Source organism: Gordonia sp. ALPHA1B1 (genome assembly GCF_005502615.1).
In the GTDB taxonomy this organism is placed as follows: Bacteria; Actinomycetota; Actinomycetes; order Mycobacteriales; family Mycobacteriaceae; genus Gordonia; species Gordonia hongkongensis.
The window spans coordinates 82187-97769 of sequence record NZ_SCOC01000013.1; the positions used below are offsets into that span (position 1 = coordinate 82187).

Genomic DNA, 15583 nt, shown 5'->3' on the forward strand with positions numbered 1-15583 from the left:
AACGGACCCCGTCGGCTACTTCTGCCCCTGGGCGGCCACCGCGGCGGCACCCGCGGCTGCCGCCTCGGGGTCCAGGTAGGTACCACCCGGGTTGAGCGGTTTCAGGTCGTCGTCGAGGTCGTAACGAAGCGGGTTGCCGGTGGGGATGTTGAGTCCGGCGATGTCGTCGTCGGAGATGCCGTCGAGGTGCTTGACGAGCGCGCGCAGCGAGTTGCCGTGCGCCGCGAGCAGCACGTTCTTCCCCGCCCGGACGTCGGCGACGATCGTCTCGAGGTAGTACGGGATGAACCGCTCGACGACGTCCTTGAGGCACTCGGTCAGCGGCACCTCGGGGAGATCGGCGTACCGCGCGTCGCCCACCTGGCTGTATTCGGCATCGGGTTCGATCGCCGGCGGCGGGGTGTCGTAACTGCGACGCCACAGCATGAACTGCTCGTCGCCGAACTTCTCCTTGGTCTCGGCCTTGTTCAGGCCCTGCAGCGCGCCGTAGTGGCGCTCGTTGAGGCGCCAGTCGCGGATCACCGGGATCCAGAGCCGGTCGGCCCGGTCGAGGGCGATGTGCGCGGTCGTGATCGCGCGGCGCAGCAGCGACGTGTAGACGACGTCGGGCAGCAGGTCGTGCTCGACGAGGAGCTCGCCCCCGCGTTCGGCCTCGGCCCTGCCCTTGTCGGTGAGCGCCACATCGACCCAGCCGGTGAACTGGTTGGACGCATTCCATTCGCTCTCGCCGTGCCGCATCAGGATCAGGGTGCCGTTGCTCATGGCCGATAGTTTTCCACAGTCGGTGCGCACCCTCTCCTCACCGGCGCCGGAACCCCCGGCCGGACCCCGGCGCGCACCTGGCGACGACGAAATGGTAATGAACCGGTCGATTCGCCGCGCGAACGGCCATGGGCGGGTCTAGCGTTAGCGCATGACAGCCAGTACAGACGCCGGTTCGGCCGGCCAGAATGCGGAGAAGCAGCCCGAGCTCAAACGCGTCTTGGGCTGGAAGCTGTTGTTGCTGTTCATCATCGGCGACATCCTGGGCACCGGCGTCTATGCCCTCACCGGACAGGTCGCCGGCGAGGTCGGCGGCGCGGCGTGGCTTCCGTTCCTGATCGCCTTCGCGGTCGCGACGCTGACGGCGTTCTCCTATCTGGAACTGGTGACGAAGTATCCCCAGGCCGCCGGCGCTGCGCTGTACGTACACAAGGCTTTCGGGGTCCACTTCATCACGTTCATCGTGCTGTTCACCGTCATGTGCTCGGGTATCACCTCGGCGACCACCGCGTCGCGCGCGTTCGCGGTGAACATGCTGACCGGCATCAACGGCGGCGAGTCCCCGGATGCGACGCGCCCCGCTCTGCTGTTCATCGCGATCGGCTTCCTGCTGCTGGTCATGTTCATCAACTTCCGCGGCGTCGCCGAAGGTGTGGGCACCAACGTGGTCCTGACCCTTGTCGAGCTGACGGGTCTCCTGCTGGTCATCTTCATCGCCTTGTTCTTCGTGTTCGGTGGCAACGCCGATCACTGGGATGCGGTGGTGGTTTTCGAATCGCCGGAGGAGAGGAACATCCTCATCGCGGTGTCGGCGGCGACGGCGCTGGCGTTCTTCGCACTGGTCGGATTCGAGGATTCGGTCAACATGGCCGAGGAGTGCAAAGAACCGACCAGGATCTTCCCCAAGGTCATGCTCAGTGGTCTGGGGATCACCGCGGTGGTGTACGTGCTCATCGCGATCCTCGCGGTCGCGATCGTGCCCGTGGGGGTGCTCGCCGAGAGCGAGACGCCGCTCGTCGACGTCGTGCAGACCGCCGCCCCGGACTTCCCGATGACCGAGCTGTTGCCGTGGATCTCGATGTTCGCGGTGGCCAACACGGCCCTGATCAACATGATGATGGCCAGCCGGCTGCTGTACGGCATGGCCAAGCAGGGGGTCCTGCCCAAGTTCCTGGCCTACGTCCATCCCGGACGCCGTACCCCGTTCGCCGCGATCGTGTTCACCACCGTCATCGCGCTGTGCCTACTGGTCTACGTCAGCGCCGACCCGAAGGGTTCCATCGTCGGACTGCTCGGCGGCACCACCGCACTGCTGCTGCTCGCGGTGTTCACCGTCGTCAACGTCTCGGTCCTGGTGCTGCGCAAGGACAAGGTGGGACACAAGCACTTCCGCACCTACACGCCGATCGCGGTCCTGGGTGCGGTCACGTGCGGGTACCTGACGTTGCCGATCACCGGGCGCGATCCCGAGCAGTACGTCATCGCCGGCTGGCTGCTCCTCCTCGGCGTCGTCCTATGGGCCCTCACCTACTGGTGGCACAAGCGCACGGGAGCGCACGCAGCGCACTACGACGACATCCCGCCCCACGAAATCCCCTGACGCACAAGAAATCCGTATGACGTTGTGCCCGGTTGCCGGGCACAACGTCATACGGATGTCAGACGCAGAGACTACTTGCGGAGGTCCTTGCGCAGGATCTTGCCCGAGGCCGACTTGGGGATCGTCTCGATGAACTCGACGGCCCGGACCTTCTTGTGCGGGGCAACCTTCGACGCGACGAACTCGATGACCTCGTCGGCGGTGATCTCCGCATCGGGCTGGCGGACCACGAACGCCTTCGGGATCTCCTCGCCCGATTCCGCCTCGATCACGCCGATGACCGCGGCGTCGGCGATCTTGTCGTTGGTGAGCAGCAGCGCCTCGAGCTCGGCGGGCGGCACCTGGTAGCCCTTGTACTTGATGAGCTCCTTGAGCCGGTCGACGATGTAGACGCAGCCGGTCGGATCGACCTGCGCCATGTCGCCGGTGTGCAGGTAGCCGTCGGCGTCGATGGTGTCGGCGGTCGCCTGATCGTTGTTGAGGTAGCCCAGCATCACGTTCGGCCCCTTGACCCACAGCTCGCCCGGCTCGGACAGTCCCTCGCTCGGCAGCTCGATCTCCGCCCCCGATGCGGGGTCGACGATCTTGTTCTCGGAGTTCGGCACCGCCCACCCGGTCGAGGACAGCGGGGGGTCCTGCTGACCCAGCAGGCCGGGTGTGTCGGCCGGGATGATGTGACTCACCGGCGACAGCTCACTCATGCCGTAGCCCTGCAGCATGTGCAGGTCGAGACGTTTGGCGACGGCCTGGCCCAGCTCGTCGTCCAGCGGCGCCGCGCCCGACATCATCGTGTGCAGCGAGGACAGGTCGTAGTTGTCGATGATCGGGTGCTTGGCGAGTGCCACGGCCACCGGCGGTGCGATGTAGGCCATGGTGACCTTGTGGTTCTGGATGTTCTCGAGGAACTCGACGAGGTCGAACCGCGGCATCACGACCAGCGACGCCCGGTTGTACAGCGCCGCGTTCAGCAGCACCGTCATGCCGTAGATGTGGAAGAACGGCAGCACCGCGATCACCACATCGTCGGCGCCCATGCCCTGCAACGGTCGGATCTGCGCGACATTGGCGACCAGATTGCGATGCGAGAGCGCGACGCCCTTCGGATTCCCGGTCGTGCCCGATGAATACGGCAGGACCGCGACGTGCGTGGCCGGATCGAACGACACCTCCGGTGCGGCCAGTCCGGCGCCCAGGAGGTCCGCCGCGTTCGGGTGTCCGGAGGCGTCCTGGCCCTCGCCGTCGAGGACGATCAGGTCGGCATCCGCCAGCCCGACCTCGTCGGCGGCGGCCTTGGCCTGCTCCAGCATCGGCGAGATGGTCACCAGCATCTTGGCGCCGGAATCCCGCAGCTGCTTGGCGATCTCGGGTCCGGTGAAGAGTGCGTTGATCGTCGTCGCGGTGCCGCCGGCCCGCAGAATCCCGTGGAACACCGTCGCGAACGCCGGGATGTTGGGCGACAGGATGCCCACCACGTCGCCGACGCCGACACCCCGCGACGCCAACGCGCCCGCCGCCGCCTCGACCTGCGAGATCAGCTGCGCATAGGTGGTCGTCGCCCCCGACTTCGGGTCCACCAGCGCGGTACGGGCGAGGTCCTCCTCGGCCACCGCGCCGAACAGGAACTCGAACACACTCACGTCCGGGATCTCGACGTCGGGGAACGGACTCGTGAAGCTCATGACACCTCCATTGGGGAATTTCTCGACCGCATCGTATCAACGCACGTTGACACGGTGTGACGTGGACCTCTCTCGAGAGAGTCTACGATTCGTCCGATTCGGCGGTCGACGGATCCTCGGTGACGCTCTGCGCACCGTCGACGACCGACTCACCCGGTACGTAGCGACCTTCGAGCGGCTTCCCCGCCTCCGGCAGGGACTCCTTGTCGATGAGGTGCTCGAAGGCGAGCAGGTTGCGCAGCGATTCGCCGCGCGACACCCGCCACGCCCACTCCCGCTGGATCGAGGTCAGGAACCCGAGTTCGAGCAGGGTGTTGAAATCCCCGTCCGCGGCCTCGAGGACCTGCCCCAGGATCCGGTCGACCTCGCCGGAACTCAACCCGTCGGCGGAGATCCGGCCCACGAGGTAGATGTCACCGGTGTTGTCGATGGTGTAGGCGACGCCATACAGCCGGCGGTTGCGCTTCAACAGGTACTTGTACACGCCGGCGTGGTTCTCATCGGGCCGGCGGCACACGAAGGCCTCCACCCGGACGCCGTGCTCGCTCGCCGTCAGCAGCACGGTGGTCTTGAGTTTGCGTTCGCCGGGCAGCTCGACGACCACGTGATCGACGTCGGCCCCGCCGCCGCTCTTGCGCGCGAAGGCGATCTCGTTCTCGCCCAGCGTCTTCTCCAGCAGGTCGACGACCTCGTTGCGACTCACGGCATCCTCTCGTCGGTGGTATCGGGAACCCCTTGCGCAGCGGGCGATTTCGGCGCAGCGTCAGACGGTGACCCGGTTGCGCCGACGACCCCAGCGGCGTCGGAGGCGCGCCGAGGCCGCGGCCGTAGCGGACACCTCGGGCGATGCCGGGCGCTGGTGCGCGGCGAACGACCGCATCGCCCGGCCGTAACTCTCGAGAAGCTGATCGACCGTGTGTTCCCAGGAGAACTGCTCGGCGTGGGCGCGGGCGTGCTGTCCGAGCTCGACGAGTCGATCGGGTTGCGCGAGAAGCTTTTCCAGCGCATTCGTCCAGTCCCCGACCCGATGCCCGTTGACCAGCACTCCCGTCCGGCCGTCGTCGACCGCCACCCCGAGGCCACCCACATTCGCGGCGATGACGGGCGTCCCGCAGGCCTGCGCCTCGATCGCGACCAGTCCGAAACTCTCCGAATGACTGGGCACGGCAACCACATCCGACGCCCGGTAGACCTGCACCAGACGGTTCGCCGGCTGGGGCGGCAGGAAGGTGACCGAATCGGCGATCCCGAGTTCGGCGACCTGATCCATCAGCGCGGTGGGCCGTTGCAGCCCCGACCCCGACGGCCCGCCGACGATGAGCACCCGCAGCCTCCGCCCGGTCGCGGCGGACTCACCGATGAGCGGCGCGACCGCGGCGACGAGGAGGTCGGGGGCCTTCAGCGGTTGGATGCGCCCGACGAACGTCACGATCATCTCGTCGGGGTCGAGGCCGAGCTCCGCGCGGGCGGCCGCGGCGGAACCCGGTGTGTAACAGTCGAGATCGGCACCAGGGGTCACCACGTCGATACGGTCGGCGGCGGCACCGTACATCGCGAGCAATTCGGTCGCCTCGGTCTGGGTGTTCGCGACCAGGCGATCGGCCTCCCCGACCACCTGCTGCTCCCCGATGACCCGCAGCTGCGGCTCGGCGGTGTCGCCCTCGGCCAGCGATGCGTTCTTGACCGCGGCCAGGGTGTGCGCGGTGTGCACCAGCGGTACACCCCACCGGTCGCGGGCGAGCCACCCCACCTGGCCGGAGAGCCAGTAGTGCGAGTGGATGACGTCGTAGTGACCGGGCGCCTGCGCGGCCTCGGCACGCAGGACCCCGGCCGTGAACGCACACAGCTGGGCGGGCAGGTCGCGCTTGTCGAGGCCCTCGAACGGGCCGGCGACGACGTTGCGCACCGTCACCCCCGGCGCTGCGGCGACCGACGCCGGGTCGGCCGACGACGTCGCGCGGGTGAAGATCTCGACCTCGACTCCCCGACGGGCCAGCCGCGTCGCGGTCTGCCAGACGTAGACGTTCATCCCGCCGGCGTCGCCGGTGCCCGGTTGCGCCAGCGGCGAGGTGTGCACGGAGATCAGCGCGACACGCCGCGGGGACGGGCTCGAGGTCATGGTCTCCACCATAGAGAAACGCCGTGTCGGGCGAGGAGTCCCCCGGCCTGCGGACACCCTGCATGCCCGTCGCCGCGATCACCTAGACTGCTTTCGGTAACGATTGTCATTTGCGTGAAGGTTGTCGATGAAGAAATCCCTGCTGGCCACGGCCGGTGTGCTGTCCGCCGCCGCCCTGGTGTTGTCCGCCTGCTCCAGCGACTCCGGCGGGACCGACGGCCCCCCGACCGTGGTCGCGTCCACGAACGTCTGGGGCTCGGTGGCGGCCGCGGTCGCCGGCGACAACGCCGAGGTGACCGCGCTGTACACCAACGCCGACGGTGATCCGCACGAGTTCGAGCCCTCGGCAGCGGACACCGCGACGATCGCTGATGCCGACATCCTTGTCTTCAACGGCGGCCACTACGACTCCTACATGGAGGAGGCGGCGGCCAACTCGGACGCGACGGCGGTCGACGCCTACGCCCTGCTCGGCAGCGACAAGCATGCCGACGAGGCCGGTGGCGAGCACGCCGACCACGGCGACGAGCACGCGTCCGGCGATCACTCCGACGGGGCCCACGACCACGCGCACGGCGACCAGAACGAGCACGTCTTCTACGACCTCCCCGTCGTCGCCCAGGTGGCCGACAGGGTCGCCGACGCGCTGGCCGAGAAGGACCCGGGCAACGCGGAGACCTACCGCGCCAACGCCGAGACCTTCACCACCGGCATCGACGGTCTGCGCGCGAAGCTCACCACCATCCGGGAACAGCACGCCGACACCGAGGTCGCCCAGACCGAGCCGCTCGCGGGCTACATGCTGACCGAGGCCGGGCTCGTCGACATCGCGCCGGCCGGTTTCACCCAGGCCGTCGAGGAGGGCCAGTCACCCGCGGCCGCCGACCGTGCGGCACTGCAGGACATCCTGGCCGACCGTCGGGCGAAGGTGCTGATCTACAACACCCAGGCCGTGGACCCGGTGACACAGGCCATGCTCGACGTCGCGCGCTCCGCGGGCGTCCCGGTCGTGGAGTTCACCGAGACCCTGCCCGACGGCGTCACCGACTACGTCGTGTGGCAGGGCGCCCAGATCGACGACCTGACCGCGGCGCTGGGTTCCGGCCCCAATTGACCGGGGCAGGCGACTCGACCGGGACAGGCAGGGGCAGGCCGGTCGTGGAGTTCACCGGCGCCCGGCTCGCGTTCGGCGACCGGGTTCTCTGGGACGACCTCGACCTGACGATCGAACCCGGTGAGTTCGTCGCGGTCCTCGGGCCCAACGGCTCCGGCAAGACGTCGTTCCTGCGGGTCCTGTTGCACCAGTACGCGCTCGACCGCGGCACCGTGACCACCACCGATGCGGTGGGCTACATCCCCCAGCAGCACGCCGAGGACGACGCCGACCCGATGGCCATCCGCGGCCGGGACCTCGTCGGGTTCGGTGTCGACGGCGGCCGCTGGGGTGTCGGACTCCGGGGCCGGGCACGACGCCGCGCACTCGTCGACACCGCGCTCGGTTCGGTGGATGCCCTGCCGTACGCCGACGCCCCGCTGGGCGTCCTGTCCGGCGGCGAGCAGCAACGGCTACGCGTTGCCCAGGCGGTGGTGAGCGATCCCGCGCTGCTGCTCTGCGACGAGCCGCTCGCCAGTCTCGATCCGACCAACCAGCAGGTGGTCGTGGACCTCATCGATCGCCGGCGCCGGGACGCCGGGACGGCCGTCGTGTTCGTGACCCACGAGATCAACCCGATCCTGCCCTTTGTCGACCGGGTCCTGTACCTCGTCGACGGCCGGTTCCGCATCGGCGAGCCGCATGAGGTGATGACGACGGAGACGCTGAGCGAGCTGTACGGCAGCGATGTCGAGGTGCTGCGCGTCAACGGCCGTCTTGTCGTGATCGGCGGCGAGGACGCCCACCACTGCGCCGCCGACAGCGAACCGGGTGTCGCGAGGCGAGGCGGTCCGGCGTGAGCGTCACCCACCTCTCCGTCGACCGCTCGCTGAGCGACCTCTGGGATTTCTCCACCACCATCGACCTGCTGGGTTACGACTTCATGCAGCAGGCACTGCTCGCGATGGTGCTGCTCGGCCTCCTGGGCGGCCTGCTGGGCCCGCTCATCGTCGCCCGGCAGATGTCCTTCGCGGTGCACGGCGCCAGCGAACTGTCGGTGACCGGTGCCGCGGCGGCCCTGCTGATCGGGTTCAGCGTGAACCTCGGCGGCGTCATCGGCGCGGTCATCGCCGCGGCGGTCTTCGGCTTCCTCGGGAACAAGGCGCGGGAGCGCGACTCGGTGATCGGCGTCGTGATGGCGTTCGGCCTCGGCATCGGCGTCCTGTTCCTGGCCTTGTACGGCCGGATCGGGACCGGCTTCGCGTTGCTGACCGGTCAGGTCGTGAGCGTCGGCATCAACGGCCTGGTCGCGATCGCCATCACCACGGGCATCGTCGTCGTCGTGCTGGCCGTCATCTACCGGCCACTGCTGTTCGCCTCCACCGATCCCCGGGTCGCGCAGGCGCGGGGGGTACCCATCCGCACCCTGTCGGTGGTGTTCGCGATCATCATGGGCCTGGCGGCCGCGCAGGGCGTGCAGATCATCGGCGCGCTGCTGGTGATGTCGCTGATGATCACCCCGGGCGCCGCCGCCGCCCGCGTCACGTCGAATCCGACGCGCACGCTGGTGTTGTCGGTCGTGTTCGCCGAGGTCGCGGCGGTCGGCGGGCTGCTGATGTCGCTCGCTCCCAAGCTGCCCGTGTCGGTCTTCGTCACGATCATCTCGTTCGCGATCTACGTCGTGTGCCGGATCATCGGCAACCGCCGCGTGCATCGCACGCGCTGATCCGACAGAACACAACCACTGCCGGGCCGCCTCGCTCGCACCGCAGTACCTTTCATTCCTCGGCGAAGCCGGGGTTGCAGCCGGCGCCGACCATGTCCTCCTCGGCGACGACCGGCCGGCCGGGTTCAAGGTTCCAGCTGGGCTTCTCGGGTTCGACGATGCGGGCGAACCGCCAGTGGCAATCGAACTGGGCCTGCATTCCGGGGGTGTCGGCGGTGGGGTCGAGAGCGACGACCTCCGCCCACGCGGCGGCCATCGCGCCGGGGTCGGTGGTGTAGCGCCCGGAATTCGTGGGGAACACCGAGAGGCTCGGACCGACCGCGGTGTCGGTCCACTCGGTCCGCTCGATGTACGGCGGGCGGTAGGCGATCGTCGGCGCGCTCTCGGTGGGCGAGTACGGGCCCGATGAATACGGGGTGGGCGACGGGCTCGTCGTGCTCGAGGCGGTCGTGCTCGGACCCGGTGCTCCGGGGTCGACCGCGTCTGTCCCGCACGCGGACAGGACCGCGGCGACGGCCAGCGCACCGGCCGCGGCGCGCCACCGCCGCCGCCCTCCGTCGGCCACTCCCGCACCCGCCCTGCGCAACCCCGTCGACATACCGACACCCTAGGTGACGGGTAGCCTGCACCTTGTGGTCCGCCGGCGCACGCACAAGCGGGCGGTCGGGTTGTTCGTCACCGCGATCGCCGTCGTCGTGCTGTGCCTCGCGGGGTGTGCGCGCACCCCCGATCCGGGACCTCCCCAGATCACCCAGTCGCATCGGGCCTCGACCACTCCCACCGGCCTGGTACTCGACGGAAAACCCTGGTGGCCCGCGGGTTTCAATGCGTATCAGCTCAGCACCGACTGGTCGGTCAACCGCGGCTGCGGCGCCCAGGTCGACGCCGACGGGTACTTCGACAGACTCCCGCCCCGCGCGCTGACCCGATTCAACCTGTACTCGGTCTTCGCCGTCGACAAGCGCAGCGGGCTCATCGATTTCGGGCCGATCGACCGGGTCTTCCAGGCCGCGGCCCGGCATCACCAGATGGTCCTGCCGGTCCTCACCGGAGGCTCGGGCGACTGTGAGGACGAGCGGTTCAAGGAACGCGACTTCTATGTCGACGGTTGGCAGAGCCAGGAGATCGTCGGCGGGCTGACGTACGCGGAGTGGGTCGAGATCGCGGTGACCCGCTGGCACGACGAGCCGTCGATCGCCGGCTGGGAACTCGTCGGGGAGCCCGAGGCGAGCGAATGCGGTCCGGCCTCGTGCAACTGGGAGGCGCGAACGTGTCCCGACGATGCCACGGCCGTGTTGCGCGCGTTCTTCGACCGCGCCGGCGCCCACCTCCGGGCCTACGACGCCGACCGTCCGATCTTCTCGGGAGTGGTCGGCGGCGACCAGTGCGGCCTCGCGGGCGCGGGTTATGCCGAGGTCCTGGGCTCGGCCGGCGTGGACGTGCTCGACTTCCACGACTACCGCTCCGATGTCGATCCCGAATCGGGGCCCGCGGGCAGCAATCTGCGCGCACGACTGGCGCAGGCTCGCGAGCTCGGAAAACCGCTCGTGGTCAACGAGATCGGGATACACGCCGGCTCATGTGTCTCGATCGCGAACCGGGCCGAACAGTTCGAGACCATCATCGCGCGCCACCGCGACGCCGGGGTCGCCGGCGCGCTGCTGTGGTCCTTCGTGCCGGACCCGCGCGGCGCGCAGTGCTCGTACGACATCGGGTTGCATGACCCGGCCTGGAATGTGGTGCGCGAGAACGCCTCCTGATCGCGTGCGACGGCCCGCTCGGGCTCACACCAGCTGATACAGCCGCCAGTCCGGCAGATCCGCGCCCTGGTTGCGCGCCTCGAGGACGAGAACCCCGATCTGGGCGCCGTTCTCGTAGATGGTCGGATACCGCTGGTTGACCGCGTCGGAGAGTCCCCGACCTTCCGGTGGGACGGTGAGGAAGTAGCGCACACCGCCGCCGACCGGGTCGTTGAGCAGCTGCGCGAAGTCGCGATCCGACGGGATGACGAACTGGCGCGGCCGCTCGGACTGGACCACCACCGCGAAGCCGTACACGGTGTCGCACAACACCGCGCCGTCGGGCAGGTCCAGACCGTCGAGATACTGCGCCAGCGCCCGCTCGGTGGAGAACGACCGCACGATGCGCTGCTCGCCGAGGTACTTCTGGTCCACCGAGTCCGGGCGCGGATCGACCACCGATCCGAGCGCGAACTCCTGGGGCGCGTACTTGGGTGACGTCATCCCGGCGGCGGTGACCGGGATCGCGGTGGCGACCACGACGATCACGATCGTCGCGGCGATCTTGTTACTCCAACGCGAGGCATAGGGGCGGGGCGGCAGAATGTCCGAATGCCTGCCCTCGCGACGCATCGGAACCTGCTGCCGTAGGGGCACAGACAACAGGGCGATGACCGCGGCGAGCAGGACCACGGTCATGTAGAACCGAAGAAAGCCGAACGTGGAACCGCGTGAGTAACCGAAGACCTGAAACGCCAGCACGGCCACGATCAGCAGTGCGGGCAACATCGCCGCAAGCCGATGACGTCGGGCACGGACCCCGATGACTCCGAGAATGAGTATCGGAAGCAGTGGCGCGAGGATGAAGATCTCGGTGAGGGAGAACCCGATCGCATCCCCGGTCGTCGACGACCCGCTACCGCCGGACTGCGCGATGATCGCGGCGTTGCCGTACTCAGAGGTGAACTGCGCGAACGCGTCACCCGTGATGAGCCAGCCCGCCGCCGCCCAGGCGAGGAAGGCCAGTGCGCTGGGCGCCACCACCAGGGTGACGTCGAGGAGCGTGCGCGACACCCGTTTTCGGCGGTCGCGACGTGTGTAGGTCACCCAGCCGACCACGAAGGCCGCGGCCAATGCGGCGGCACCGCCGTCGTAGCGGGTGAGATAGGACAGGCCGAGCGCGATCCCGGCCACCACGAGCTCGTGGACGTCGTCTGAGGAGACCCACCGGATCAGACGACGGGTGGCCCAGGCCAAGAAGAAGAGGTACGGCGCCTCGCTCATCCCGTTCGCGGCATAGAGGACGATCATCGGATTGATCGCGTAGAAGATCGTGAAAGTGCCTGCCACGAGCGGACGCAGGCCCTGGTCGCGCGCGATCCCCGACGCCTGCACCACCGATCCGGCCATGAACGCCGACGACATGATCACCGCCGAGAGCGCCTGCGTCGTCATCTCCGGGATCCACGGGGTGAGCGCGGTCAGCGGCAGCTGGACGATGGCGGTCAGCGGGGTGAAGATGAATCCGATCGCCGCGAGATGCGGTGTCCGACTGAACAGCACGCTCTGTGCCGACTGCACCCTCGACAGCGCGTCGCCGAAGAACAGCTGCACCTCGCTGACGAGGTAGACCCCGATGACGAGGTACGGGATCCACGTCGCGAGGAAGATCAGCACCGAGGCCGGGACACGGCGGGTCACGTCGGCTCCTGCCCGTCGGGATCGGTGTCCGGCGAACTGCTCGTCGACAGACCGTGAAAGGTCTTCTCCCAGTACGACGGATTGACCAGGATCTGCCACATGCCCTTGATGGCGGCGACACTCATCATCAGCCAGTACAGCGGGATGAGAAGGGCCAAACCGAGCAGTTCGCTGCGATCGTCCTCGCGGATCGCGACGAGGTTCATGTACAGCGCTGCCCCGTTGCCCAGCAGCAGCGAGATCAGCGACAGGTAGTAGATGGGTCCGGGGAACAGCTCGGCGACGACCGGTGGCTGCCCGCCGATCCACAGCGCCAGGATCAGCCAGAACACCATGTTCAGGCAGGCGATCACCGGGGTCCCGGCGATCAGCAGCGTGAAGCGCACGAACGCGACGGGCCCGAGGATGTGCCAGAGCTTGACCGGGTGCCGCATGTGGACGAGCCACGTTTGCATATAGCCCTTGTACCAACGGGAACGCTGGCGGACCCAGTTGATGGCATCGACATTGGCCTCTTCCATCGTGACCGAGTCGAGCACCAGGGTGCGGTATCCGTGGTCGGCGATGCGGACCCCGAGGTCGGCGTCCTCGGTCACGTTGTAGGGGTCCCAAGCGCCGATCGTGTCGAGGACATCGCGCCGGAAGTGATTCGACGTGCCGCCCAACGGGATCGGCGCGCGACTGACCATCATGCCCGGCAGCAGGAAGCCGAACCAGATGCCGTAGTCGGCCGTGAACCACTCGGTCAGCATGTTGTCGCGCACGTTGTGGAAGCTGAGCTTGCCCTGCACGCAGACCACCGAGTCGTCGCCGGAGTTGTTCAGCACGTACACCGCCCGACGCAGCTGCAACGGGTCGGGTTTGTCCTCGGCGTCGAAGATGGTGACGATGTCGCCGGTGGCGAAGTGCATGCCGTAGTTGCAGGCCTTCGGTTTGGTCCGCGGCTGCGCCGGGGGTGTCAGGACGACCGTGACGATCCCGTTCTCCTCCACCCCGCGCGCCGCCTCGATCGTCGGCTCGTCGTCCTCTTCCAGCAGCAGCAGGACCTGGAGCTTGTCCCGTGGGTACTCGATCGTCTCCATCGCGGCCACCAGTTGACCCACCACCTCCGGCTCGCCGTAGGCCGGGACGAACACGGTGTAGGCGGGCAACTCGTCGTCGGGGATGGACCGGGCGTCCTCATCGGAGACGCGGATGGCACCGTTGACCAGTCCCCGCCGGAAGATCACCAGGCGGTCGGCGAGGGTCACCACGTATCCGATCGTGGCGATCGAGACCAGGGTGGCGCAGGTCCCGACCGGTTCGATCACCATCGCGACGGCGATGATGCCGAGCAGCGTGAACCCGATGATCTTCTGAATCCGGCTGAAGGCCACCGAGGCCGACATGTCCTCGTCGGCGTTGCGGAGACGGTTGACGGCGTCTTCGAGGGCCTGCGCCCGGTAGTCCGGGTCGGCGAGCAGTTCGGCCACCGGACGCGTCGGTCTCGTGCTGCGCGCGACCCCCGGCTTGTCGGCGGCTGCGGCGTGCCCGGGGCCGGCCTCGTCGATGCTCATGCACCGGCCCCCCGAGCGGCCCCGAGCTGGGCCCGGATGAGCTCCCCGGCCAAGCCGATGAGCAGGGCCTCGTCCTTGAGTTGCGGGTCGGTGTCCAGCAGGACCGAGTTGCCCCGCAGGAGGATCGTCATCAGCGAGTTCATGTTCGCGAGGATCGTGATGCGCGGCTCCGGGAAGTAGGCCTCGGGCTCGTGGTTGTCGACCGCCCACAGCATGACCTGCTGGGTGCGGTTGCCGTTGTTCCACCGCCAGGACAGCACCGTGTAGGTCAGGTAGCGCTCGTCGTCGACGACACTCCACACCCGACCCCGGACCCCGTTCGACAGGTCCACCTCGATCGGAAGGCTCGTGCGTTCGCTGGACAGGTCGTAGCGGAAGATGTCCGGGTAGACGTCGAGGACGAGTGGCCGCCTGCTGTCGACGCTGTCGACGACCACCCGCCGGGGACGCGCGAACTTGTCGTAGGCGCGGTTGCCGCGGGTCTGCACCAGGACCTGGCGGATCAGCACGGACCCCGGCCCGTAGAGGCGTGACACCCACCCGTAGACACCCAGGGACTCCTGCCGCCAGCCGACCGGGACCACGAGCGGCTCACCGATACCGAGCTGCGGATAGCGATTGCTCTGGTAGTTGCTACCCACCGGCGGGGTGGGGCACAGCGCCAGCAGGACCGCCACGAGCAGCACCACCAGACCCGGCCGGCCCACGAACGGGACTTTCGGCGGACTGATCCGGCCGGCCTCGGGCGGCGACCACTGCCGGCCGCCGCGCCGCCGATAGTCGACCAGCATGTAGGCCGACGTCGCGAGGGCCGCGATCAGGCCCGGATAGGGCACGACGATGTTCCGGGGCGCGCCGAGCGCGTCGAGCACGAACAGCGCGACCAGGCCCACCGCACCGGCCAGCAGCGCCGCGACCAATTTTCGGCGCCAGGTCCGACCCACCGCGATCGCGGTCGCGGCGACGGCCATCAGCACCACCACGAAACCGGCGGCGAGCGACGTCCCACCCATGATCAGCACGACGGCGCGGACCGGCGGCGGGAAGATGAGCACCAACAGCAGCCACACCCACCGGTAGCGGGCGACCGGACGCAGCCCGAAGAGCAGAACCGCGGCGCCGAAGACGAACAACCACAGGGCGAGCAGATCCATGTGGGTGGTGAGGTACGCGCGCGCATAGCGCGGGTTGACCAGATACTTCATCGCCAGCGCGAGGATCAGCACCACGATGCCGACGATGACGTCGGTCTGCCGGTCGTAGATCGGCAGTTCGTCGACGGTGCGCCACGACACCCCGATGACGGCGATCAGCGCGAGGACGACCAGCACCGGGACGTAGAGGATGAGCGTCTGCGCCATCAACTCGTCGACGATCGCGACGATCGTGTTCCAGAACCCCAGGGCCGTGCACCCGATCAGGAACAGCCACCGGGCCGCCACCAGCCACTCCGGGTGATCGACAAAAGCGGGGTGCGGCGTCTCGGGCTTGCGGCGCGTGACGACGCCGACGAGCGTGGCGACCGCACTCGTCGCACCGGCCGACCCCGGATCCGGGGTCGACGGTTCCGGGTTCTGGGCCGTGGTCGTCGCGGGAGCCTCGGGCACG

The 15583-nt window shown here is 68.4% G+C and carries 13 protein-coding genes; 5 read left to right on the forward strand and 8 right to left on the reverse strand.

Features of this window, described 5'->3' with window-relative positions:
• Positions 1–15: 15 nt before the first annotated feature.
• Entirely contained in the window at positions 16–762 is a 747-nt protein-coding gene (locus FFS52_RS11195; protein ID WP_058252630.1) for a phosphoglyceromutase, read from the reverse strand.
• 151 nt (positions 763–913) lie between these two features.
• Here FFS52_RS11195 and FFS52_RS11200 point away from each other — a divergent pair, with 151 nt between their 5' ends.
• Positions 914–2362 carry an APC family permease gene (locus FFS52_RS11200; RefSeq protein WP_068970361.1) on the forward strand — a complete coding sequence of 483 codons (1449 nt, stop codon included), beginning with the start codon at positions 914–916 and terminating at the stop codon, positions 2360–2362.
• 71 nt (positions 2363–2433) lie between these two features.
• Here the strand turns inward: FFS52_RS11200 and FFS52_RS11205 are convergent, their stop codons facing one another.
• The 3 genes from FFS52_RS11205 to mshA form a co-directional block, all read right to left on the reverse strand.
• Positions 2434–4041: an AMP-binding protein gene (locus FFS52_RS11205; RefSeq protein ID WP_137809733.1), complete on the reverse strand. Its 1608-nt coding sequence runs from the start codon at positions 4039–4041 to the stop codon at positions 2434–2436.
• Positions 4042–4123: 82 nt separating this feature from the next.
• Positions 4124–4744 carry a YbjN domain-containing protein gene (locus FFS52_RS11210; protein WP_065629192.1) on the reverse strand — a complete coding sequence of 207 codons (621 nt, stop codon included), beginning with the start codon at positions 4742–4744 and terminating at the stop codon, positions 4124–4126.
• Positions 4745–4804: 60 nt separating this feature from the next.
• Positions 4805–6160, reverse strand: coding sequence for a D-inositol-3-phosphate glycosyltransferase (gene mshA, locus FFS52_RS11215; protein WP_137809734.1), 1356 nt, complete (start codon positions 6158–6160; stop codon positions 4805–4807).
• A gap of 127 nt (positions 6161–6287) precedes the next feature.
• Here mshA and FFS52_RS11220 point away from each other — a divergent pair, with 127 nt between their 5' ends.
• From FFS52_RS11220 to FFS52_RS11230, 3 genes are read left to right on the forward strand one after another with little or no spacing between them, the layout of a single operon-like run.
• On the forward strand, positions 6288–7274 hold the full coding sequence (locus tag FFS52_RS11220; protein WP_137809735.1) for a zinc ABC transporter substrate-binding protein: 987 nt from the start codon (positions 6288–6290) through the stop codon (positions 7272–7274).
• A 44-nt stretch (positions 7275–7318) separates the two neighbouring features.
• Entirely contained in the window at positions 7319–8113 is a 795-nt protein-coding gene (locus FFS52_RS11225) for a metal ABC transporter ATP-binding protein (protein ID WP_223259038.1), read from the forward strand.
• Positions 8110–8979 carry a metal ABC transporter permease gene (locus FFS52_RS11230; protein WP_058252624.1) on the forward strand — a complete coding sequence of 290 codons (870 nt, stop codon included), beginning with the start codon at positions 8110–8112 and terminating at the stop codon, positions 8977–8979. Before FFS52_RS11225 ends, FFS52_RS11230 begins: the two co-directional genes overlap by 4 nt.
• A gap of 52 nt (positions 8980–9031) precedes the next feature.
• Here FFS52_RS11230 and FFS52_RS11235 read toward each other — a convergent pair whose 3' ends face one another.
• Positions 9032–9577 (reverse strand): DUF2599 domain-containing protein, encoded by a 546-nt coding sequence (locus tag FFS52_RS11235; RefSeq protein WP_137809737.1) that lies wholly within the window; start codon positions 9575–9577, stop codon positions 9032–9034.
• A 13-nt stretch (positions 9578–9590) separates the two neighbouring features.
• On the opposite strand from FFS52_RS11235, the gene FFS52_RS11240 reads away from it, so the two are divergent.
• Complete coding sequence (locus FFS52_RS11240; RefSeq protein WP_137809738.1) at positions 9591–10739, forward strand: beta-mannosidase; 1149 nt, start codon at positions 9591–9593, stop codon at positions 10737–10739.
• A gap of 24 nt (positions 10740–10763) precedes the next feature.
• On the opposite strand, the gene FFS52_RS11245 is transcribed toward FFS52_RS11240, so the two are convergent.
• The 3 genes from FFS52_RS11245 to FFS52_RS11255 are packed head-to-tail and all read right to left on the reverse strand — an operon-like array spanning position 10764 to position 15582.
• Complete coding sequence (locus tag FFS52_RS11245) at positions 10764–12419, reverse strand: glycosyltransferase family 39 protein (protein WP_137809739.1); 1656 nt, start codon at positions 12417–12419, stop codon at positions 10764–10766.
• Positions 12416–13975: a glycosyltransferase gene (locus FFS52_RS11250; protein WP_137809740.1), complete on the reverse strand. Its 1560-nt coding sequence runs from the start codon at positions 13973–13975 to the stop codon at positions 12416–12418. The genes FFS52_RS11245 and FFS52_RS11250 overlap by 4 nt, the downstream gene beginning before the upstream one ends.
• Entirely contained in the window at positions 13972–15582 is a 1611-nt protein-coding gene (locus FFS52_RS11255; RefSeq protein ID WP_137809741.1) for a hypothetical protein, read from the reverse strand. Before FFS52_RS11255 ends, FFS52_RS11250 begins: the two co-directional genes overlap by 4 nt.
• Position 15583 lies beyond the last annotated feature (1 nt).